Origin of the sequence: Levilactobacillus angrenensis (assembly GCF_003946085.1) — a bacterium.
Lineage (GTDB): Bacteria > Bacillota > Bacilli > Lactobacillales > Lactobacillaceae > Levilactobacillus > Levilactobacillus angrenensis.
Genome location: NZ_RHOB01000028.1, coordinates 1 through 20,443, shown reverse-complemented (window position 1 = coordinate 20,443; position 20,443 = coordinate 1). Strand labels below are relative to the sequence as shown.

Here is a 20,443-nt window from a genome sequence, read left to right as displayed (position 1 = left end):
TCTACGCTCCCTTAACTCAGGAGTTCAGGGAAGGTTTGTTGCAGATATGCCGCAACGCCTGCCTCATTATTGACTTTTGGTGTGATATGGTTTGCCGCGGCCTTCACTGCCGGTTGGCCGTTCAACATGGCCACGCCGTCACCGGCGGCCTTGATCATCCCCAAGTCATTTTCTGCATCACCAAAGGCCATCAAATTACTGAAGTCCCAGCCGAAATGCGTCAATAATTGCCCTAACCCCACGGCCTTGTCCATGTCGGCCGCCAAGAATTCCAAAATCTTTGGCTGCGACCGGACCACGTGATACTGCGCGTGCATTGCTGGCGTGAGTGCTGCCACTGCCGCGTCCAACGTGGCTGGATCAGTGGCCATGACGGCCTTACTGAAGAGATGGTCGGGCAGATCAGCGAAGTTAGTCGGCGTAAAAGTCATGGGCGCCTTCAACATTTGTTGATAGACCGAAGGCGTCAGGTCCGCCAGCGGGTAGACCTGTTCGAAGTCCAAGACGTCTAAGGGGTAACCGTGTTCTTGGGCAAAGGCGTGCAGCGGTTTGAAATCATTGTGGCTCAGCCCACTTTGCGCCAACGCTTCCTTGGTCGTGTTTTGAATCACTAAGGCCCCGTTAAACGTAATCGTGTAGTCATCGGTCGTCGTCAGCCCCAGTTGTTCCAGGTACCCCCAGATGGCATTGATGGGCCGTCCCGTGCACAAGACCACCTTGATGCCCGCCGTGTGTAACTGCCGTAAAGCCTCGGCATTCGCGGCACTAATGGTTTTATCCGTGTTGAGTAACGTCTCGTCTAAATCGAGCGCAATCATCTTGATCATTCGTTGTTAGCCTCCATGAATTTCCTTATATCCCTAGTTTACTCGTCTCAGCGAGCGAAATAAACCCGTTCTTGTCTAGGAATTGGCGACAACGCCTCACGAATGCTCACTGACTCACGTTTAGCCAGCCTAGGGTAAAATATCTTGGCAAATCAGCCCCACGATCTGCTGATTCTCGGGCAGGTCCGCGTGATTGGCATTGGCCCCGGTCACCGTGATCTGCGTGAAGGCTTTGACCTGGTCTTGGAACAGGTACTTGCCGCGATTGACACTGTCAAACGGCACGATGCCATCCCCGGTATACGTCTTACTGCCAGCAATCGAGTAAACGACTAGCTCATGCGGCAAACGTTTCCGCCCAGACTCCAGGCGCTTGAACAGCGGTGTGTCCACATCTGGATCGGCTTCCTCCAGATTGAATGGCGTCGCAATCGTCATCAACCGGTCGGCGTGAGCGTGGGTCGCGGCCAGGTCATCTTCCAAAAACAAGGTGAGGATCAGACCCCCGTTGGAGTGGCCCATCGCCGAGAAATGATTAAAGTGATAGGTTGCTTGCAGTTGCTTGAAGGCCGTCGCGAACCATTGCGCTTGTTTTAAAATATTTCGGTAGCCATCGTGGTGATTCTGAAAACCGATGACGATAAAGGGATGTTCATCCCCTGACTGTAAAGTCCCGCTGTACTTGAGCGTGCCATCCGTCATGACCTCGACGCGCAACAGGCTGTGGGTCTTGGGCGTTTCGTGATTCAGCTCCTTGACCAGCGCGTTGAAGCGGTTTTGGGTGGCACTGGACCCGGGCACTAAAATAATGGGATCCAGGTAGCTGCGGTAATTGGCGCGTACCGTGGCGGCTTGATGGGGTTGCCAGAGGAATCCTGGCACACAGAGCAATACCAGCAAGACTAGTAAAAAAAGTCCTCTACGCTTCATGGACGGCGCCCCCTTCCACTTGCGCCACCTGTTGCCATTTGACGAACGGATAATAGATAGCCGTACTGATGGCCAAATCGACCAGCGCTAATGCCAGCGCCGACCAACTGCCGCCAGTACCCAGGTAAGCCAGCAACGGTCCCGGCGTTCCGGTCGCCAGCGGATAGGCCACGGCGGGCACCCAGGCAAACCGCACGCATAGCCAGCTGACGCTAATCGTGGCCAGCGGGGCTAGGAGAAACGGAATACCTAACAGCGGACTCAAGATGACCGGCACTCCCACCATCAGTGGCGCCCCTAGATTGCCCAGCGTCGGCACGAGGCTTAACCAGCCCACACGCTGTTGTTGGTGCGCACCGCGGACCAGGAAAATGGCGAACAGCAGGCCCAATAGCATCCCACTCCCACCAAATTCCGCGTAGACGTTGACGATGGTGTGCAACGTGACCGGATGGGGCAACTGCCAACCATGATGGTTAAGGACCGCTGCCAGATTTTGGGCGGATTCCATTGATTGACCGCCCACCGTGATCGGTCCCAGCAAACCTAGCCATTGATACAGACTCGTCAATACGCTGAAACCGGCTAATCCCATAATGAAGTGCGGTAGGTGAAACGGCCACCGCATCATGCTGGTGAAGATGGCATTGACACTCGTCGTTTGGGTACCGATCCACAAGAGGCCTAAAGCGGCGGTCCCCAAGATCCAGCCACTAGTGACTGTTAAGGTGAGGCCCAAATCTGCTTCATCAGCTTGCTGACGATTGAGACACCAGCGATAGGAGTTGCCGACCAACAGGCCAATCAAGATGCCCATCAGTACGCCCGTCAAGCCCAGGTCCGTCGACAGCCATTTGATGGGCCGCAACGCCAACACGGAGGCCCGATTGACGTTAAAAAATTTTAGACTAATTACCGCCGTGATGCCAGCCATCAAGCGGTCGGTCGTATGTTGCGTACTGGATGCTACGAGGTAGAAGCTGACCGCAAAGGCCATGAGCACCGCCGTCAACCCTAACGTGCCGGCACTGATCAGGCGCAGGTATTCTCGTGCTAATCGCAGCCGCAAGACCCATTTGACCACGTGCAGCGTTTGATAATAATAGCCATCAGTCTGTAGCCAAGCCTGGTTGATGAAGTCCGCCAAGCTCCCCAGTAAGACCAATGGAAAAATCAGCCGCAGGGCCCGACGAATCGCGGTGATTTGGCGGTTGTGTTGCCAACTGATTTCAACACGAATTAAGTAACGCGCAAATAGATTCGTCGTTTGCATTTTCCCACCCCCATACTGGCCATTGTACGGCTAGTTTGGTGAGGTGGCCGAATCACTGACTCAGTTAGCAAAGCTGCTACTCAAACCAACCAGTGGTCAATCTGTTCACAGACAGCGCCATCATCATTGGTGTGCACCAAGCGCTGTGGCGCCCCAGCTAAGACTTCCGGGGCCGCATTGGCGACCGCAAAGCCCTGGCCGACCTGTTGGAGCATGGCCAAATCGTTACCAGAATCGCCGAACGCCGCCATCTGAGCCGAGCCGATTTGCCAACGTTCCCCGAGAAATTCCAGTGCCGCGGCCTTGTTAACGCCGGGGAGCGTGACATTCATCCCACCCAAGCCGCTACTGGTGGCGACCAGTGAGCCGGCAAAATGCTGATTGAAGGCGGCAACCTGCTGGGTAATATCGGCCTTTATCCAAGTCAGATCCAACTTTAAAATGGCATCGCCGACCGTTGCCAACTGATCGACGTGCGTGAGACTGGGGTAGAATTCCTGTGAGTCGCGGAACCGTTGACTGTCCGCGGCCAACTGGGTGTACGAGCGTTTCCAACCGCACGCTAGGATAAAGCAATCCGCCATGACGGGCGTATGCTTAATCCAGGTCACCGCCGCTAGCCACAAAGACGGTGCGATGGCCGCGGTCTTGAGCACCTGGCCGTTCGCCGACGTAATCAGCGCCCCGTCTTCGACCACATAGGTAATCTCGTGGCGATTTTTCAGGGGACAAAACAAACTCTGGGCGTGGTCGAGCGGGTCGCCTGTGGTCACAACGAAGCGAATATCACGTTCTTTCATTGCCGCTAACTGCTGGTCAAATTTAAGCGCTTCGTACCGCCCCACGCTGTCTAGAAATGTACCGTCTAAATCCGTTGCAATCAACCGTGGAATCACTGCGCTCATCTTCCTTTCCGTTATTTCGTGTAATCCCATCATACCGGGCCTGCTGAACTAACGCAACGATAATTGCTTATAAATAAAATCATAGCAACTGCGGGAATTCCTGGCTAACGGCGGCCAGCAACGCCGTGACTCGGTAAGCGCTTACTGTATTGGCCAGATCCTGGACGATTTAGAATAAGCCGTCAACTAACGAACGGCCTTAATTGCTTAAAAATAAGGACTGGGACAAAACATCCCAGACCCTTATGCGTCAACTTCAAATGGCCGAAATAAGTACCAAAGGACAGCCCCCTGCCGCTCTCATTTTCATGGCTTCTCCAAGTGACCCACCTGAAGCGATGGGGGTGGTCTTTTCATAACGATATAATTTTTTAACCATGATAATCGCTCACTTTATATTTTTTCAGCATACCGGATATCCCCCTGAAATACTAGAAAACACCACCGCAATCAAATTACCCTTTTAATCAGACAGCACCCCAATCAAAAACGACAGCCCCACTAGCGGCTGCCGTTTTCCAAATTAAGCATTCATACTACTATAGCTATAAGCCTTATTCATCAATGACCGTGTCTCCGTAAATTCATTGATATCGTGGAGCACGACCGTGATGACCCGATGCTTACCGGTCTTTTGGCCCGTCCCGACGAAGCAGTACCCTGCCAGTGGCGTGTAGCCGGTCTTCAAACCGTCTACGTTCAGCGCTGACTGGTAGTATTTCCGCCCAGCCAACAGGTTGTTGTAGTTGTAAGTCGTCTGACCATCCACCGTCTTGGAACCGATGGCGCCGTCCGTTAAGATCCGGGGGTAATCCTGGATCAAATGCCGGGCAATCAAGGCGACATCCTTGGCCGAGACCATGTTGGCGTTAGCACTACCGTATGCGTAGCCGAACGCCTTCAAGTCACTGTTTTCCAACCCTGAGGCGGAAACGAAACTGGCCTTACCCAAATTCCAACTCTTGGCCTGGGCGTTCATTTGCTGGATAAACTTGGCATTACTGCCAGCGACCCATTTGCCCAGCGCGATGGCCGCGTTGTTCGAGGAGTCCAGCAGTGCCGCGTAGTACAGGTCTTGGACCGTGTACTTGTGGCCACTCTTAAAGAGGAAGCCCCCACACGATGCGCTTTGGCCCATGGCAATCAGGCCCTTACTACTGGTATTGACCACGTCGTTCCAGCTACCGGAGCCGCTACCGACCTTTTGTAAGACCAGGTACAGCGTCATCAATTTTGACACAGACGCAATCGGCCGGGCCGTGTTAGCCTTCTTGGACCAAACCGCCTTACCCGTGGTGTAGTCCATGGCAATCGCGTTCTTGGCGTACTTCAAGCCAAACGGCGCCTTGCCCTTTTTCAGATAACCGTGCCAAATCCAGCCCTTCACGGCCCCAGACTTATTCGCCACGTAATAGTAAATCCCCTTGGAATTTCCATGCTTCAACGTCGCCTTTTGTGTCACGTACCAGGTCGTGTTGGGATACCCTTTCATGGTCGCCAGCTTCCGGTTATGCGCTTTGTTATAAATGGCGCCCGCCGTACTCTTCTTGTGGTACGCAGTCTTCGTCAGGTTCGTGGTCGAGACCGTGGTGTAAACGGCCGCGTGCGCCGTCTCCTGGACGCTCACCCCAGCGCCGACTGTCAGCGCGAATAGAAAGGCCAGTGCGGCCCATTTGGCTTTGTGTGCTCTCATGATAATATGTCCTCTTCTCGTTTAATCTTCCGCAACTACCGTACCACGGGCAATCCCGTCACAACAAGGCGGACCGCGACTTTGTAACTAACTTGTTGGGGACGTAACGTTTGCGTAATCCACCACTTTTGGGGTCAATCAATTGAAACGTTAATCATTTGAAAGCAAACCGGCCATGATAGGCGTGACGAAAACTGTCAGGACGCTGGTCGCCCTGACAGTTTGGTGATTACCGATTTAATTGGCTAGAAGCATTGTTACCCCGCAACGGCAACCGGCCAGTCGTACTAGTTGTTCATGCTGCTCAATCGGTAAGCGTGGTCCATCAACGACCGCGTCTCCGTGAACTCATTGATGTCATGCAACACCACCGTGATGACCCGGTGCTTGCCGCTCTTGTGGCCGGTTCCCACGAAGCAGTACCCCGCCAGTGGCGTGTAGCCGGTCTTCAAGCCGTCAACCTTCAAGGAAGCGCGGTAATATTTGCGCCCCTTCAAGAGATTGTTGTAGTTGTAGCAAAGTTGCCCGTTGACTTTCATCGAGCCAATCTTGCCGTCCTTCAAGACGCGCGGATAAGCCGTCATCAAGTGCCGCGCAATCAACGCCACGTCCTTGGCTGAGACCTTGTTGGCGTTAGCCTTACCGTAAGCGTAACCGAAGCGTCGCAAGTCACTATTTTCCAGGCCGGATGCCGAAACGAAATGCGCCTTGCCCAGCTTCCAGGCCTTGGCTTGGGCGTTCATCTTGCGGATAAACTTGCCGTTACTGCCACTGACCCATTTGCCCAGGGCAATTGCAGCGTTATTCGACGAATCCAAGAAGGCCGCGTAGTACAATTGCTTGACCGTGTAGCGGTGATTTAATTTGAAATGAAAACCGCCACAGTCCGCGCTCCGGCTCATTGACACCAATCCGCGACTGGTAATCTTGACCTTGTGCTGCCAATTACTCTTCTTGCCGTCGATTTTCTTCAGAGTCAAGTAGAGCGTCATAATCTTTGAAACAGAAGCAATCGGCCGCGCCGTGTTGGCGTGTTTGGACCAGACGACCTTCCCCGTCTTGGCGTCCAGGGCCACTGCTGCCTTAGCCTTGGTCAAGACGAACGGTGCCTTGCCCTTCTTTAAGTAGCCGTGCCAAATCCAACCCTTGACGGTATGCTTGCTGTTTTGCACGTAGAGGTAAATGCCCGTCGACTTGCCGTGCTTCAATTTGGCTTGCTTGGTGGCGTACCAGGTTGTGTGGGGATGGGTCGTTAAATTGCTGACCTTCTTGGTGTGTTTTTTATTGTAAATAGCGCCACTACGGCGTTTCTTGTGGTAGGCCGTTTGCTTGATTTTCTGGGTGCTGACGGTGTGATAAGCCGCCGCATTTGCCGGGATTACGCTCGTGACCGAGCCACCCAAGGCAATCAGTGCACCCAAGGCCATGGTCCAGCGGCTGAAAGGTAAGTTCTTCATGTGTTGAATCCTTCCTGTTCTTCAATAATTAAGCTAACTAACGATTAGAATAGCACTTCCTGTTCCACCACAATAGCCATTTTCGCCGCTTTAGGTGTGTGGTCACGGCTTTGTAACTAAACTGTAAAAAACGTTTCCATCCTGAATAGCTCAATGACTAGCCACGATAATTTTCAGTCGTGGTTGCATTTACCCGCCAAATTAGTTACGCTTAGGGTAATCAAATACGACTGGGGTGCCTCGCGGCTGAGATCAAACCCATTGAACCTGCTCTGGTTAACACCAGCGAAGGGAATTGCGTACTTTTGTGCTATCAATGAACCCCTACTAATTTTTTTAGTGGGGGATTTTTTATTCGTTGGTCACCCCTGTCAAAACTCTCATAGGAGGCATCATCTCATGAAAAGTTGGCATATCCGCGATATTATTTTGGTCACGATTCTCGCAATTTTTATGGGCGTCATCTTCTGGATCATTAATCCTGTCTACACTATTCTGGCCGCCGCACTGGCACCATTTGGGCTGCAACCGCTGGCTAATGAAATCGTATTGGGCATCTGGGTCATGGCTGGTCCTTTGGCCGGCTTTATCATTCGGATTCCCGGTTCCGCCACACTCGGCGAATTTCTAGGCGCCGCCGTTGAAATGTTCCTGGGCGGTATCTGGGGTGCTAGCACGTTGATTTCTGGCGCTGTTCAAGGACTGGGCGCAGAAATTGGTTTTGCCGCCACCGGTTACAAGCGCTATAACTGGGTCAGCCTGTCAATCAGTTGCCTGACGACCGCTATTGTTACCTTTACTTGGGACCTGTTCCGGAGCGGTTATTCCGCTTATCACTTTGGCTTTTTGGTCATGTTGTTTGCGGTTCGGTGCTTGTCAATTTTCCTGTTCGGTGGCGTCTTGACCAAGCTGATCACCAATCTGCTGGCGCGTGCCCACGTTCTGCCTAACGTCAGCGGAAAATAAGCTTGTTCTTGGCTGGCTGGCCGCCGCACAGCAGTCACCATGCCTTGTCCCAACAGCGAGCTGACAACGACCAGTCAATCAACACCATCCATCAAAAAAATCATCACCAATCTGTTTCACATTGGAGGAATTTTCGTGGCCACTGTAACCGTTCATGCACTTACATTTACCTATCCCAAACGCACGCAGCCGGTCTTGGATGACCTCGACGTGACCTTTCCCAGCGGCAAATTTTCTCTGCTGACCGGGGTGTCTGGGGGCGGCAAGTCTACGCTCCTGAAGCTGATTGCGGGGCTGACCCCGCTACCGGACGCGGACGCCATCACCTTTGATGGCCACCCCTTAACGCAGATTGCGCCTGCTAAACGAGCCGCGACCGTCGCCATGCTGTTCCAGGAGCCCAGCACCCAATTCACCATGGATACCGTGGTCAACGAGTTGCGCTTTGCCTTGGAAAATCAGCGAGTCGATCCAGCGGCCATCCCCGCTAAGATCACCGCGGCCCTGGACTTCATCGGCATCGCCGACCTCCGTGACCGCCAGTTGATGCAGCTATCCGGCGGCGAACAGCAGAAGGTGGCCCTCGCCATTATCGTGGCCATGGACAGCGATGTCATTTTACTCGACGAACCCTTTGCCAACATCGACCCGCCCACCCGACTAGCGTTGCTGGAAAAGCTAGTCGCGCTATGTACGCAGCGCGGCAAGACCATCATTTTAGCCGACCACGATCTGAGTAATTATGACCGCTGGGTGGACCACCTGGCCGTTCTGGACGCCGGTAAAGTCACCCTGTTGTCGCCAACCGCCACGCAAGCGCGCTTTGCTGCCTTTACTCCCGACAAGCTCCGGTTGACCCACGTGGCCCTGCCTACCGACGACTTGACCGTCAGCTTGCAAGGCACCCAATTGGCGCTGGGTCACAGTCAACGGCAGTTGTTGCGGCCACAGGACCTAGCACTATTTGCCCATCAAGCGACCCTGATCACCGGCCCCAACGGCAGTGGCAAGTCCACGCTGTTTCGTGCCCTGGTCCGCTTAGGCGCTTATCAAGGCCAGCTGACCTACAACGGCCAAGACATTCGCAAGCTTTCACGCAAACGCTATGCGCGCCAGGTCGGCCTGATGTTCCAGTCAGCCAGTGCCCAATTTCTCAACGTGACCGTGGCCGAAGAACTGGCATTGTCCCAGAAATTTGGCAATCACACCTACTTCACACCGGAGCGGGTGCAAGACCTCTTGACCCAACTGCACCTCGCCGACCACGTTGACCAAATCATTTACTCGTTGAGTAGCGGCCAGCAAAAGAAACTGCAACTGCTGTGCATGCTGATCATGGCGCCCAACGTCTTACTGCTAGACGAACCCTTGAAGGGATTGGATTTTGCATCCATTCAAGTCGTCATGCGGATTTTAACGACCGTCCAGCGCGACCTCAAGTTGACGCTGATTATGATCAGTCACCAACTCAGCGGCTTAGATGACCTGATCACGCTACACTTGGCCCTCGACCAGCAACAACTCACTTACCAGGAGGCGACACCATGAACCCGAGTTTAAAATTAGCCTTGGCCGTGTTGATTGCCCTGGAAGTGTCCTTCACGCAAGTCTGGACGGTCAACGTGGCCCTCATCGCCATTAGCTTGGTCTTGATGCTCATCAACCACGTCACTGTCAAACGTTTCTTGTGGCTAACGCTGGTCCCGTTGTTCTTTGCCAGCGCGTTGGTCTGGTCGTTGACCTTACAAGGCACGGCCAGCCACCACTTTCTCATCGTCCTGTTCACGCGGATGTTCGTCTACGTTTATATGGGTGGGCTGTTCACCCAGACCACGGATCCGTTGACGCTGACCCGGTCGCTGGAACAAAATGCCAAGTTGCCGGCTAAATTCGCTTACGGCTTTCTGGCCGCCTTCAACCTGATGCCCAAGATTCAAGCGGAGGTCGCCACTATTCGCGCCGCTGCCTTGATGCGGGGCCAAGAATTGCACGTGTGGTCGCCGCAACTGTATTTCAAAGTCATCTTAGCTGCCATGAACTGGTCTGATCAGTTGGCCGCCGCCATGACCTCACACGGCTTTGTCGAAGGCGCCCCACGGACTCATGCAATCACAGTCGCATTGCGGGCCCGCGACTGGTGGATCTTTGCCCTCAGCCTGGTGGTCATTCAAGTTGGCTTGTTTATTGGCTTACCCTAACTAAAAAGGAGTTTTTGTATGTTTACTGATCAAGCACACACCGCAACGCAAGCCCTCTGGGACGCGTCCAAACGCCATCCCTTCATCCAACAGCTTCAAGCAGGCACGCTACCGGCTGCGACCTTTCGCTACTACCTGATTCAAGACCATTTCTACCTCCACGAATTCGGCAAGCTTCACGACTTGGCCGCTGATCAAAGCGATGACCCGCGCGTAGTCAAGCAGCTACGTGCCGGTGCGACCAGTCTCCGTGACGGCGAAATTGCGGTCCGACAGACCTTCTTCGACCGACTCAACGTCACCCCCGAAGAGATTGCCCAACATGCGCCCGCCCCGACCTGTTACGCTTACATCAGCCACATCTATCGCGCACTGATGACGCACGGGCCCGCGGGCGCCGTAGCTGGCTTATTGCCGTGCTATTGGTTGTACGCAGAAATTGGCCAGGCTCTGGCTGGTACCGGGTCGCCGGTCCCCATCTACCAATCTTGGATCGATACCTACAACGCCGATGACTATACCGGGTCCATGCACGACCAGCTGGCCTTAGCCAACTATGTCGCCACGCCAGCTAACACGGCTGCGCTACTGGCTATTTTTCAAAAGAGTAGCTGGTACGAGCTCCAATTTTGGCAAATGGCCCTGGATCAAGAAAAATGGTCGCTGAGTGATTCTGAGACAGCGTCTGCATTTTCAAGTCACTAAACCCGCGTTATAATAAAGCTACCGTTAGAAAGAAAGCAGGTGGCAATCTTGAAAATGTCACGTTTAACATTCCTAGAATTTTTCGGTTACCTGGCCTTGGTGCTGGGCGCAGCCATTGAACTGTACGCGCTGTTCAGCGAACCTGGCAGCAAGCTCAGCGGCGACAACATGTTTGGTGGAGCCGTCGTCTTAGCGCTCGCGGTCGCCTTTATCCACAGTAAGCACCTGGTATTCAATCTGATTGTGATTGGCCTGAGCACCTTAGGCTTTGCCTACTTCACCTTCATCCACACGCAAAATTGGCTGTGGACAGTGGTCCTCGGGGTTGCCGTAGCCGCCTTTCTGGTCTACTTCTTCGGTATCCGCAGTGACGTCCGCCGCAATCAAAGTGACTGGTTTCATTTTAATTGATTGCTGAGTTTACCTAGCAACGTGCCTAACGCATCTTGTCAAGTTATCCGCGACTCATCCTGATTGGGATGGGCCTTTTTTGGCTAGAAAAACAGGCCTGCCCGAAGGCCGACCTGTTTTCCTGCTTGATAAACTACAAGTGACTGTAGTGTGTAATCACAATGATTACCAAAGATTTAAAATGACACAGCCGGGTGAGACCCGACTTCGGGGCGGAGAATTCCGCGTTATTTCACACTCGCGCGAAAATTACGCGAGTGCGGGGTATCTAAAACGCCCACGGGACTGGTACTCTGGTGCGTCGTGGTGTGTTTGCCCATCGTGAACCACGCTAGACCACTCACCACGCCCAAAATAATGACGGCGGCCATGAGGCTACCAATAATGTGTCTTAAATTCACCTTGCCACCTCACTAGTCATCGTACCAAAATAATCTAATAACTAGCTTAACCGCTTCGCATTGCAAAACTGTGACAGGCTAACGTTAGTTTTCTAACAATTTCGCGACATTGGTTGACAACCGCCGTCCGACCCGTTTTCATATTGAATTTAATTTTACGCAATTTTTCCCGATTCAGCAAGCATTATCGAAAAAAACTTCCAGATATCGGGACTTATTCCGCCCATTTTTGAAAAATTTAGTATAATGAACTTAAGCAGTCATTAGGATTATCATTTGGAGGGATATTAATGAGTCAAGAATTAAACGATTTGGCCGAAGCAATCATCGCCTACCAAAAGAAATACGATAAGACAGATGGAGAAATGGCCTTTGGCTCTCGGCTGTCCGTCGAGAAGTTTCACGCCATCAAGACCGGTGAACTCGCACCAACCAGCGAGGAACAAAGTGCTTTAAAGGGTTTCATTGCCACGAAACCACACTAACGACACTGATTAAAAAGACCAGACGCACCAAGACGTTGGGTAATCCCCCTAAACGTTTTGGTGCGTCTATTTGTTTACCAATTTAATCAACGACCTGCGCCCAGGCCACCCGGTAAGCGGCGGCTGTCGCGTCATCAAACGCGACCAACCGCACGCGTTGGAGATCATTGCTTTTGGCCAGGACCGTCGCAATCGTTTGGGTCGCCACGGCCGCCGCATCGGCGAGCGGATAGCCGTAAACACCGGTGCTCAAGGATGGAAAATCGACCGTCTTGCACCCGTGGTCCATGGCCAGGCGCAGACTGTTGCGGTAACAGTTGGCCAGCAGTTCGGGTTCGCCCTGCTGACCACCGTGCCACACCGGTCCCGGGGTATGGATCACCCATTTTGACGGCAACTTGAAACCGGGGGTAATCTTAGCTTCACCGGTCAGACACCCATTCAACGGCACGCAGGCCGCAAAGAGTTCCGGACCCGCCGCACGATGGATGGCCCCATCAACGCCGCCCCCGCCTAGTAACGTGGTGTTCGCTGCGTTAACGATGGCATCGACCTTACTTTCGGTGATGTCGCCTCGAATCACTGCAAATTCAGCCATTGCTGTCACTCCTTTGACCAGGGCCAATGCCACCGCCGCTTGGGCTTCGTGGTCGCTTGACCCTCCTTGGCTTTCAACCGCTTCATGCCTTCGCGATACGGGTTGGCATACAGCGATGATAGATTCAACTTTTGACTGGCCGCTGGCGGCTTAGGAGACTCCCGGTAAGGCCGTAAATCGGTCTGACACTGAGGACAAACCGTATCGGTCGCCTGCACAGCCGCGCCGCAATGCGGACAAAATTTTAATTCAGCTGCCACCGCAATCCCTCCTTAGTCGTGTCGCCGTTGTTGATGCGCTTGGTTGCGTGCCAAGTTCTTCTCCCGCGTTGCCGCGGCCATCTTCTCGCCGGCTATCTTTTGCGCTTCACGTTTTTGTTGCCGCTCTTTAGCCGCCTGTGCTTTTTGTTGCTCAGCCAGCTTGCGTTTCTGTTGGCTGCGGTAGCTAAAGTAGCTCCACACCCCAACAGCCAGTAGTGCCACGACGATTTGAATCGGCACCAGCACCCAGTTGACGTGCTTAGCAAAGAACGCATCGTAGATGACCAACAGAACCGCCATCGCACCGACCACGGAAATCGTATCCCGCGCCCAACGCGGTAAGTTTTGCCATTTCATGTTTAACAAACTCCTTATGTAAGCGGCCGACAGGTTCCGGCCGCAGGTTTTCATTTGGTTCTAAAATGAGAATTACACTAGTAGCCCGCCTTACCGTCCGCCAGCGTTCCAGCCTAGACTTTCGCGCAACGGTAGGCGGCCAGTGACCACCAAGTCAACCGCCTAAAGTTCGCCTTCGATGCGGAGCTGTTGTTCGACCAGATAAGCGTCCATGTAGCCGAAAGAAATTTCGTCCACGTCGTTGATTTGATAGACTGCCCCGACCCGATCGAGGTCGTCGTTGTCTTCCACCTTGTGGAAAATAAACCGACCGCCAGCAACGTGACTTGGGTAGCCACTCAGACTGTCGCCCCCCGCAAGTTTAATGTGGATGATCGTCTGAAACGCTGCCGCTTGGCTCAAACGCGCCTGGAACTGGTCAACGGTCACGTCAAACAGTCGCTCGTCGTTTAACACCGGTTGAATCGGCTGTTGACGGGCCCGGTTGAGTAGCGAAAACAGCCGCATGGTCTGCAGGTAATCCGATTCAATGACGATGGCGTGTAGCCCCTTCAGACGCATCAGCGTGTAGCCGCCGAATTGTCCAGTCATGTCCAAGAGACTCATGATGACCGAATCATCGGTGAGCGTATTGATACGGCCCACATAGAATAAATCGCGGTTATGTTCCGGAATCAAGGCCACCAGCGGGTCTTTGCCCACCAGTTGAGCCAAGGTATCGTGGAACTGTGCCTCGTCGGTGACGGCCACCTGGTCCTCATGGGACAGTTGCCGTAACCGCGATGCCGCCAGGCCTTGTAAGGTCAACTCACGGCCTTGAAATTCAATGACTTCAATGTCGGCTGGATTCAACGTCAAGGCGGGTTGGTCGCTGAAATCAAATTTATTGATCAGCTGGACCCCCACGACGTCGCTGGCAACACTGGTGACCATCCCCTCGTAGAAATGCTCGTCATTTTTCAAAACGATCATCAAAACCAAGTGGTCGACCCAAGCGTGACTCAACACCTGACGTCGCAAGTCCCGGTGGCGGTCAAAGGTCATGGTCAATCCCCCGGCCTGAACGAAGCGTTCGTCGCGCGCCGTTTGAATCCGGAAGGTCATATTTTCTAAGTCTTCACTCGAGAACTCGACTTCATCAATGACCGACAACGCCAAGAAGACGGCGCCATCGGGAATGCCGAAGTCATCATAGGTGGCGAGGATAATGCCGGTTGCGCCAACTGCCGTCACGTACCCGGTGTAAACCACATCTTGATTCGTTTGGTACACGTTGACCAGCAAATGCCGATCCAGTGCCCGGTTTAAGTCATTCACAATTGAATTCACATGACGACCCCCTTTTCTTACTATGCAGAAAATCTTACCATATATTGACAGAAATAGCCCGTCAAGTCCGTTGCCGGTACTTAAGAAACGGCCGTGCTGAGAAATCTCGCTAACGTTGCTCCCGTCAGACCGGCGCTTAAGCCGACCAACAGCTTGATGCGGGCTTTTTGCCCATTCAAGCCTTGGCACAACATCAGCCCCATTTTCCGCAGCTCGATGCCCCCACCTTGATAGTCGTAAATATCTTCGGCGACGCCATTATAACACCGCGAGACTAGTACGATTGGGATTTGCCGGTCCAATAAACGCTGAACAGCCGGTAAGGTTTGGGGTGGCAAGTTACCGGCACCTAGGCCCTCAATCACTAGCCCCGCCGTCTGGTCGTTGTCCAGGAAATCAAACAAACTGCCGTCCATCCCCGCGTAGGCCTTCAAAAGGTAAACGTGGTCCGTGACGTGGTCGATATCACAGGTATCTTGGCGAATGAGTTTTTGGAAATAGACCGCATGATCCTTGGCGACGATCCCAATCGGGCCAAAGGTCGGCGTCCGAAACGTGGCCACGTTGGTGGTGTGCGTCTTGGTCACGTAGCGCGCCGTGTGAATCTCATCATTCATCACGACCATCACGCCATTGCCCCGTGAGGCGTCGTCTGCGGCCACTTCGATAGCGGATTGAAAGTTATACAGGCCGTCGGATCCGACCTCGTTAGACGAGCGCATAGCCCCGGTCACGACGACGGGAATCGTGCTCGGTAGGGTCAGGTCCAAGAAGTACGCCGTTTCTTCCAGCGTATCCGTCCCGTGGGTGATGACCACGCCATCAATGCCATCACGTTCGGCCTGGGCGATGCGCCGCTTGATTTTCAGCATCTCGACGGGGGTCATGTGTGGCGATGGAAGATTGAACATTTCATCGGTAAAGAGCTCAACCCGCCCCGCCAGGATGGTCTCCTGTTGCGCAATCGGGTTCTTAGCGTTCGGGACGACTTCGCCCTGGTCATTTTGCGACATGGAGATGGTGCCGCCGGTGTGAATGGCTAAAATTTTCTTCAAAACTGTCAGCTTCTTTCGTGAAAGGATCAGAGTATAGTTGGGGGCGATGGTGTTTGCGACAACGCCCAAACTCGTTATCCACATTGTACCTTACTTGCGGTAAAATTAAGTTAGAATTCGGAGAGGATGACTCATAAATGTCAAAAAACGAAGAACGCGACAAAGTCTATGTTCCCGGGGTTCACGTCCATCCCAAGAAGTATAGTTCATCGGGCGGAATGGCTGACTGGGGCCCCGTGCTTCACTGGTTCGGCGACATTCTGAAAAATCTCTGGCACAAAATCCGAAAATGACAACAGGGATTGTTTTTTTCAGTGGTGCGTGGTAAAGTAAGTGACATTCTAGTTTAAAAATATGTGATTGCCTATATAATGCCATAATAAGGTTGGCGAGTTTCTACCCAGAACCGTAAATTCTGGACTATAAGCAAATTGAGGACGAAACTCTTTTTGCCGATGAAAAGAGTTCGTCGGCGAGTTTTCAGTAGCCCCCTTTTTGCAAGGGAGCTTTTTTGTTTTCATCAACCGGGCGAATAGACATCACATCAAGGAGGAAATTGTCTTGCAGTCCAAATCTACACCAGCCACTTCATCAGCGACCAGCCAGCCACTTTCCCTGTGGCGCGCGGCCATTCTCGGGTTTCAGCATTTATTAGCCATGTATTCTGGCGACGTCATCGTGCCGCTGTTGATTGGGGGCGCGCTACATTTCAACGCCATGCAAATGGCCTATCTGATCAGCGCGGACATCTTCATGTGCGGGGTTGCGACCCTGTTACAGTTAAAACGCACGCCGTTGACCGGTATCGGTCTGCCCGTTGTCTTGGGTTGTGCCGTCCAAGCCGTCACACCATTGAGCGCCATTGGCAATCAATATGGCGTCGGCGTCATGTATGGCGCCATCATCAGTGCCGGCATCTTCGTCTTCTTAAGTGCCGGCTGGTTCTCGAAGATCAAACACTTCTTCCCACCAGTCGTCACGGGATCTCTGATCACCATTATCGGGTTCACCTTGATTCCCGTTGGCTTCCAAGATTTAGGTGGGGGCGATGCGACGGCTAAGAGCTTCGGCGACCCCAAGATGTTACTGGTCGGTTTCTTGACTATGGGCATCATCTTAGGCCTCAACGCCTTTGCCAAAGGGTTCTTGAAGTCGTTGGCAATCCTTGCCGGCATCTTGATCGGCACGTTCATCGCGGCGGCCATGGGCATGGTCTCCCTCAAAGCGGTCGGCCAAGCCAGCTGGTTCCACCTGCCCCAATTCTTCTACTTCGGGACGCCCAAGTTCGAGTGGTCGTCGATTCTGACCATGATTCTCGTCTCATTGACGACCATGGTCGAATCTACCGGTGTCTTCTTTGCCTTGGGCGAGATCACCGGCAAACAGATTGGCGAACAAGATTTAAAACGCGGGTATCGCGCGGAAGGTATCGCCGTGATTCTCGGTGGTCTGTTTAACACCTTCCCCTACTCGACTTTCTCGGAAAACGTCGGCGTCGTCCAACTCTCCGGCGTGAAGACGCGCAAGCCATTGTACTTCTCCGCAGCATTCTTAATGTTGCTGGGGCTCTTGCCCAAGATTGGTGCACTGGCAACAGTCATTCCTGATCCCGTCTTGGGTGGTGCCATGATCGTCATGTTTGGCATGGTCGGGGTGCAAGGTATCCGGATGCTCCAACAGGTCGACTTCAAGGACAACAATAATCTGCTGGTCTCCGCCATTTCCATCGGCCTAGGACTCGGCGTTACCGTCTACCCGCAAATCTTCCAAGCACTGCCACAATCCTTACAGATCGTCATGAACAACGGCGTGGTCATCGGGAGCTTCTCCGCCGTCTTGCTCAACATCATCTTCAACATGCGACCGGCCCGAAAAACAGCGCCGGCGCAAGCGCAGGTCAATAGCACCGCGCAACCACAGAATAGAAAATAGCTCAAACGACCAACCAGGCCCCTTTGCCCTGGTTGGCCGTTTTTATCTCACCATCGCATTATAATTAATATTATATCGACTGATTCTCACCCCAAAAATGACAGCAACCTTACAAAGTACCTGCCCGCCTTTAGTTTCGCCACTACTTATGGGTATAATGAATTCACTAAAGCAACGCGATAGGAGCGAAATGCCATGTTAAGCATTCAGCATATCAGTAAGACCTTTGGTCCGGTCAAGGCGCTCAATGACGTCAGCTTTGACGTCCCAGACGGCCAGATTCTGGGCCTGATTGGTCAAAATGGGGCCGGTAAATCCACGACCTTCCACAGTATCTTAAATTTCATCACCTACGATGGTCAGATTCAGTGGCAAGGCCACACCCTGGCCGCGACAGACTTCGACCAAATCGGCTACCTGCCAGAAGAACGGAGTCTGATGCCCAAACTCACCATTGAACAACAAATCGTTTATCTAGCCCGCCTCAAAGGGCAATCGGCCAAGGTCATCCGGCCCCAAATCGACGACTGGCTCCAACGCTTTGCCGTCAAGGGAACCCGCAAAAGCAAGATCAAAGACCTCTCCAAGGGGAACCAACAAAAGGTCCAACTGATCTGCACGCTGATCCATCAACCCAAGCTCATCATCCTAGATGAACCGTTCAGTGGCTTGGATCCGGTCAACGCCGACTTGTTGAAACAAGCCATTTTGACCGCTAAGCAAGCCGGCGCGGCTATCATTTTCTCCAGCCACGACATGGAAAACGTCACGGCGGTGTGCGACCGGTTAGTCATGCTACGTAAGGGCAACGTCGTCTTACACGGTACGTTGGATGAGGTGCGCGAACAATTTGGCAAGACCGAGCTGTTCGTGACCACCGATTGGTCGACCGACCAACTTACCGCTCTCCCCGGTGTCGCTAGTGTCACCCATCGTCACGGCCAGCGTTACGTGCTCCACCTGAGCGCTGCCACCGCGGGCCCCGCCATTTTTGACGCGTTGACGCAAGGCCACTACATCGAGGAATTCAGTCAACAGCCACCGACCCTGGACGAAATTTTCCGTTTGAAAGTAGGTGAAGAACATGTCTAAGACTTGGGTCGTCACCTTTGAAACCTATCTGCGCCAGGTCAAGTCCTGGAGCTTCCTGTTCATGATTCTCGGTCCATTTCTGATGATTGCCTTAACGGCGGGCATCAGTTATATCAGTGCCAATAGCAATCGCAGTAGCAGTCAAGTCGCCGTAATCAGCGACACTCGGACCTTGCGTCGCAGTTATTTGCAGCAACATCCGGACAACATCAATACTAAAGTGACCACCGTCGCCGCTGCGAAAAAGGCAGTCAAGGCCAATCACTTAGCTGGCTACCTCACCCTCAGTAGCGAAGGCCCCCGCCTCCGCGGCGACTATCACGGCAGTAAGCCGATGAGTAACGGTCTGCAGGCCCAGGTCAAGAACTTCTTGACCCAATACCAGCAGGTCCAAAACTACCAAACAGCCAAGCTGTCCCCCAAGCAACAACGTGCCCTAGCGCAAACGCCGGTGTTGAAACAACACGTCGCCACCAAAGCGGGCACGTCTAACTTGGCCAAGCTGATTTCCTTTTGGGTGTTGGTGACCATGATCTACATCATCCTCATCACCTATTCCTCGATTACGGCGCAAGAAATCGCCTCGGAAAAGGGCACGAAAATCATGGAGATCATCTTCTCTAGTACCACTGCGACCAGCTACTTCGTGGGTAAGATCACGGGTATTCTCCTGATGATTGTCACCCAAATCGTCATCTACCTGTTAGGCGGCTGGGCTGGTTACGCCATTGCCATGAACTATGCGGGAATTCACCGTTTGGTCGTCGCTCATCAAGCGCTGGTCAGTGGCGTGTTCCACAACCTGTTCAATTTGAACCTGTTGTACCTTCTGTTCGGCGTAGTCATCTACACGATTTTAGCCGCCTACAGTGGGGCGCTAGTCGCTAAAGCCGAGGATGCTTCTAAGGCGGCCCAGCCAGTTGTGATGCTGGGGATGTTGGGCTTCTTCGCCACCTTCCCGTTCCAAAACAACATGGACGCGTTGGCTGTCAAGATTCTGTCGTACGTGCCCTTCTTCTCGTCATACTTCATGCCAATGCGCATCATCAATGGTACCGTGGGCTGGGGCGAACAATGGGGCTCCCTGGTTATCTTGATCGTAGCTACGGCCCTCTTCGCCGTTTACATTGGCCGCCAATACCAGCGTCTGATGTTACAAACCGACAGCCAAAGCCTCTGGCAACACTTATTTAAGAAATTCAAGCACTAAATTTTTAAAACCAAAAGCCACTTTTGCATTAACATTTTCAATCATCGTGATATAATAGAATGCATAAGTGGTATGGGCCTTTAGCTCAGTTGGGAGAGCGCCTGCTTCGCATGCAGGAGGTCGTCGGTTCAAATCCGGTAAGGTCCATTGAAGTAAGATTTGCGATGAGAACGGTGGCACTAAGGGTGACACACTGACGTTCTCATTTTTTGGCTCTTTGTCAACCGGTGTTGATGGGGAGAATTTGAGAGGTTCAATTCACTTACGAATTGGGCCTCTTTTTTGGACCCGGATATTAAATTCAATCTGTATTCTATAGTGGAAGTTGGTCCAGTTGCGGTAGCCGTAGGCGGTGCGTT

Annotated in this window: 22 protein-coding genes, 1 tRNA gene and 2 riboswitches; of the genes, 11 read left to right on the top strand and 12 right to left on the bottom strand. The window is 53.0% G+C overall.

The window, feature by feature from the left end:
- Positions 1-11: 11 nt before the first annotated feature.
- The 6 genes from EKM83_RS11995 to EKM83_RS11970 all read right to left on the bottom strand — a co-directional run bounded on the left by EKM83_RS11995 (position 12) and on the right by EKM83_RS11970 (position 7,085).
- Positions 12-827 (bottom strand): Cof-type HAD-IIB family hydrolase, encoded by an 816-nt coding sequence (locus EKM83_RS11995; protein WP_125577758.1) that lies wholly within the window; start codon positions 825-827, stop codon positions 12-14.
- A 129-nt stretch (positions 828-956) separates the two neighbouring features.
- The gene (locus tag EKM83_RS11990; protein WP_125577756.1) at positions 957-1,757 is read right to left on the bottom strand and encodes an alpha/beta hydrolase; all 801 of its coding nucleotides are present in this window, start codon (positions 1,755-1,757) and stop codon (positions 957-959) included.
- Positions 1,747-3,030, bottom strand: coding sequence for a PTS transporter subunit EIIC (locus EKM83_RS11985; RefSeq protein ID WP_125577754.1), 1,284 nt, complete (start codon positions 3,028-3,030; stop codon positions 1,747-1,749). The genes EKM83_RS11990 and EKM83_RS11985 overlap by 11 nt, the downstream gene beginning before the upstream one ends.
- A gap of 80 nt (positions 3,031-3,110) precedes the next feature.
- Positions 3,111-3,935: an HAD-IIB family hydrolase gene (locus EKM83_RS11980; protein WP_164505673.1), complete on the bottom strand. Its 825-nt coding sequence runs from the start codon at positions 3,933-3,935 to the stop codon at positions 3,111-3,113.
- A gap of 523 nt (positions 3,936-4,458) precedes the next feature.
- Positions 4,459-5,628: a D-alanyl-D-alanine carboxypeptidase family protein gene (locus EKM83_RS11975; RefSeq protein WP_125577750.1), complete on the bottom strand. Its 1,170-nt coding sequence runs from the start codon at positions 5,626-5,628 to the stop codon at positions 4,459-4,461.
- Between the two features lie 287 nt (positions 5,629-5,915).
- Complete coding sequence (locus tag EKM83_RS11970) at positions 5,916-7,085, bottom strand: D-alanyl-D-alanine carboxypeptidase family protein (RefSeq protein ID WP_125577748.1); 1,170 nt, start codon at positions 7,083-7,085, stop codon at positions 5,916-5,918.
- A gap of 221 nt (positions 7,086-7,306) precedes the next feature.
- A riboswitch (TPP riboswitch) is annotated at positions 7,307-7,396 on the top strand.
- Positions 7,397-7,484: 88 nt separating this feature from the next.
- Between EKM83_RS11970 and EKM83_RS11965 the strand changes: the two genes are divergently transcribed.
- The 5 genes from EKM83_RS11965 to EKM83_RS11945 all read left to right on the top strand — a co-directional run bounded on the left by EKM83_RS11965 (position 7,485) and on the right by EKM83_RS11945 (position 11,365).
- Positions 7,485-8,051, top strand: a complete 567-nt coding sequence (locus tag EKM83_RS11965; RefSeq protein WP_125577746.1) for an ECF transporter S component — start codon at positions 7,485-7,487, stop codon at positions 8,049-8,051.
- A gap of 135 nt (positions 8,052-8,186) precedes the next feature.
- A complete protein-coding gene (locus tag EKM83_RS11960; protein WP_125577744.1) occupies positions 8,187-9,599 on the top strand; it encodes an ABC transporter ATP-binding protein in 1,413 nt (470 codons plus the stop codon).
- Positions 9,596-10,249, top strand: a complete 654-nt coding sequence (locus EKM83_RS11955) for an energy-coupling factor transporter transmembrane component T family protein (protein WP_125577742.1) — start codon at positions 9,596-9,598, stop codon at positions 10,247-10,249. The genes EKM83_RS11960 and EKM83_RS11955 overlap by 4 nt, the downstream gene beginning before the upstream one ends.
- An 18-nt stretch (positions 10,250-10,267) precedes the next feature.
- Positions 10,268-10,954: a thiaminase II gene (gene tenA / locus EKM83_RS11950; protein WP_125577740.1), complete on the top strand. Its 687-nt coding sequence runs from the start codon at positions 10,268-10,270 to the stop codon at positions 10,952-10,954.
- A gap of 54 nt (positions 10,955-11,008) precedes the next feature.
- Complete coding sequence (locus EKM83_RS11945) at positions 11,009-11,365, top strand: hypothetical protein (RefSeq protein ID WP_225418675.1); 357 nt, start codon at positions 11,009-11,011, stop codon at positions 11,363-11,365.
- Between the two features lie 227 nt (positions 11,366-11,592).
- Here the strand turns inward: EKM83_RS11945 and EKM83_RS13390 are convergent, their stop codons facing one another.
- Positions 11,593-11,766, bottom strand: coding sequence for a hypothetical protein (locus EKM83_RS13390; protein WP_164505671.1), 174 nt, complete (start codon positions 11,764-11,766; stop codon positions 11,593-11,595).
- Between the two features lie 290 nt (positions 11,767-12,056).
- Between EKM83_RS13390 and EKM83_RS11940 the strand changes: the two genes are divergently transcribed.
- Positions 12,057-12,251, top strand: coding sequence for an LBP_cg2779 family protein (locus tag EKM83_RS11940; RefSeq protein WP_125577738.1), 195 nt, complete (start codon positions 12,057-12,059; stop codon positions 12,249-12,251).
- 82 nt (positions 12,252-12,333) lie between these two features.
- Here the strand turns inward: EKM83_RS11940 and EKM83_RS11935 are convergent, their stop codons facing one another.
- The 5 genes from EKM83_RS11935 to EKM83_RS11915 form a co-directional block, all read right to left on the bottom strand.
- On the bottom strand, positions 12,334-12,849 hold the full coding sequence (locus tag EKM83_RS11935) for an O-acetyl-ADP-ribose deacetylase (RefSeq protein ID WP_125577736.1): 516 nt from the start codon (positions 12,847-12,849) through the stop codon (positions 12,334-12,336).
- Between the two features lie 5 nt (positions 12,850-12,854).
- Complete coding sequence (locus tag EKM83_RS11930; protein WP_164505670.1) at positions 12,855-13,109, bottom strand: zinc-ribbon domain-containing protein; 255 nt, start codon at positions 13,107-13,109, stop codon at positions 12,855-12,857.
- A 12-nt stretch (positions 13,110-13,121) separates the two neighbouring features.
- Entirely contained in the window at positions 13,122-13,466 is a 345-nt protein-coding gene (locus tag EKM83_RS11925) for a hypothetical protein (protein ID WP_125577731.1), read from the bottom strand.
- Between the two features lie 162 nt (positions 13,467-13,628).
- Positions 13,629-14,795: a hypothetical protein gene (locus tag EKM83_RS11920; RefSeq protein WP_125577730.1), complete on the bottom strand. Its 1,167-nt coding sequence runs from the start codon at positions 14,793-14,795 to the stop codon at positions 13,629-13,631.
- A gap of 80 nt (positions 14,796-14,875) precedes the next feature.
- Entirely contained in the window at positions 14,876-15,859 is a 984-nt protein-coding gene (locus EKM83_RS11915) for an asparaginase (protein WP_318531777.1), read from the bottom strand.
- A 128-nt stretch (positions 15,860-15,987) separates the two neighbouring features.
- On the opposite strand from EKM83_RS11915, the gene EKM83_RS13385 reads away from it, so the two are divergent.
- The 5 genes from EKM83_RS13385 (at position 15,988) to EKM83_RS11895 (ending at position 20,231) form a co-directional block, all read left to right on the top strand.
- Positions 15,988-16,143 carry a hypothetical protein gene (locus tag EKM83_RS13385; RefSeq protein ID WP_164505669.1) on the top strand — a complete coding sequence of 52 codons (156 nt, stop codon included), beginning with the start codon at positions 15,988-15,990 and terminating at the stop codon, positions 16,141-16,143.
- Positions 16,144-16,194: 51 nt separating this feature from the next.
- Positions 16,195-16,293, top strand: a riboswitch (purine riboswitch).
- 118 nt (positions 16,294-16,411) lie between these two features.
- On the top strand, positions 16,412-17,782 hold the full coding sequence (locus EKM83_RS11910; protein WP_164505668.1) for a nucleobase:cation symporter-2 family protein: 1,371 nt from the start codon (positions 16,412-16,414) through the stop codon (positions 17,780-17,782).
- A gap of 195 nt (positions 17,783-17,977) precedes the next feature.
- Positions 17,978-18,874: an ABC transporter ATP-binding protein gene (locus EKM83_RS11905; RefSeq protein ID WP_125577726.1), complete on the top strand. Its 897-nt coding sequence runs from the start codon at positions 17,978-17,980 to the stop codon at positions 18,872-18,874.
- Positions 18,867-20,084 (top strand): ABC transporter permease, encoded by a 1,218-nt coding sequence (locus EKM83_RS11900; RefSeq protein ID WP_125577725.1) that lies wholly within the window; start codon positions 18,867-18,869, stop codon positions 20,082-20,084. Before EKM83_RS11905 ends, EKM83_RS11900 begins: the two co-directional genes overlap by 8 nt.
- Before the next feature lie 74 nt (positions 20,085-20,158).
- A tRNA-Ala gene (locus EKM83_RS11895) sits at positions 20,159-20,231 on the top strand.
- Positions 20,232-20,443 lie beyond the last annotated feature (212 nt).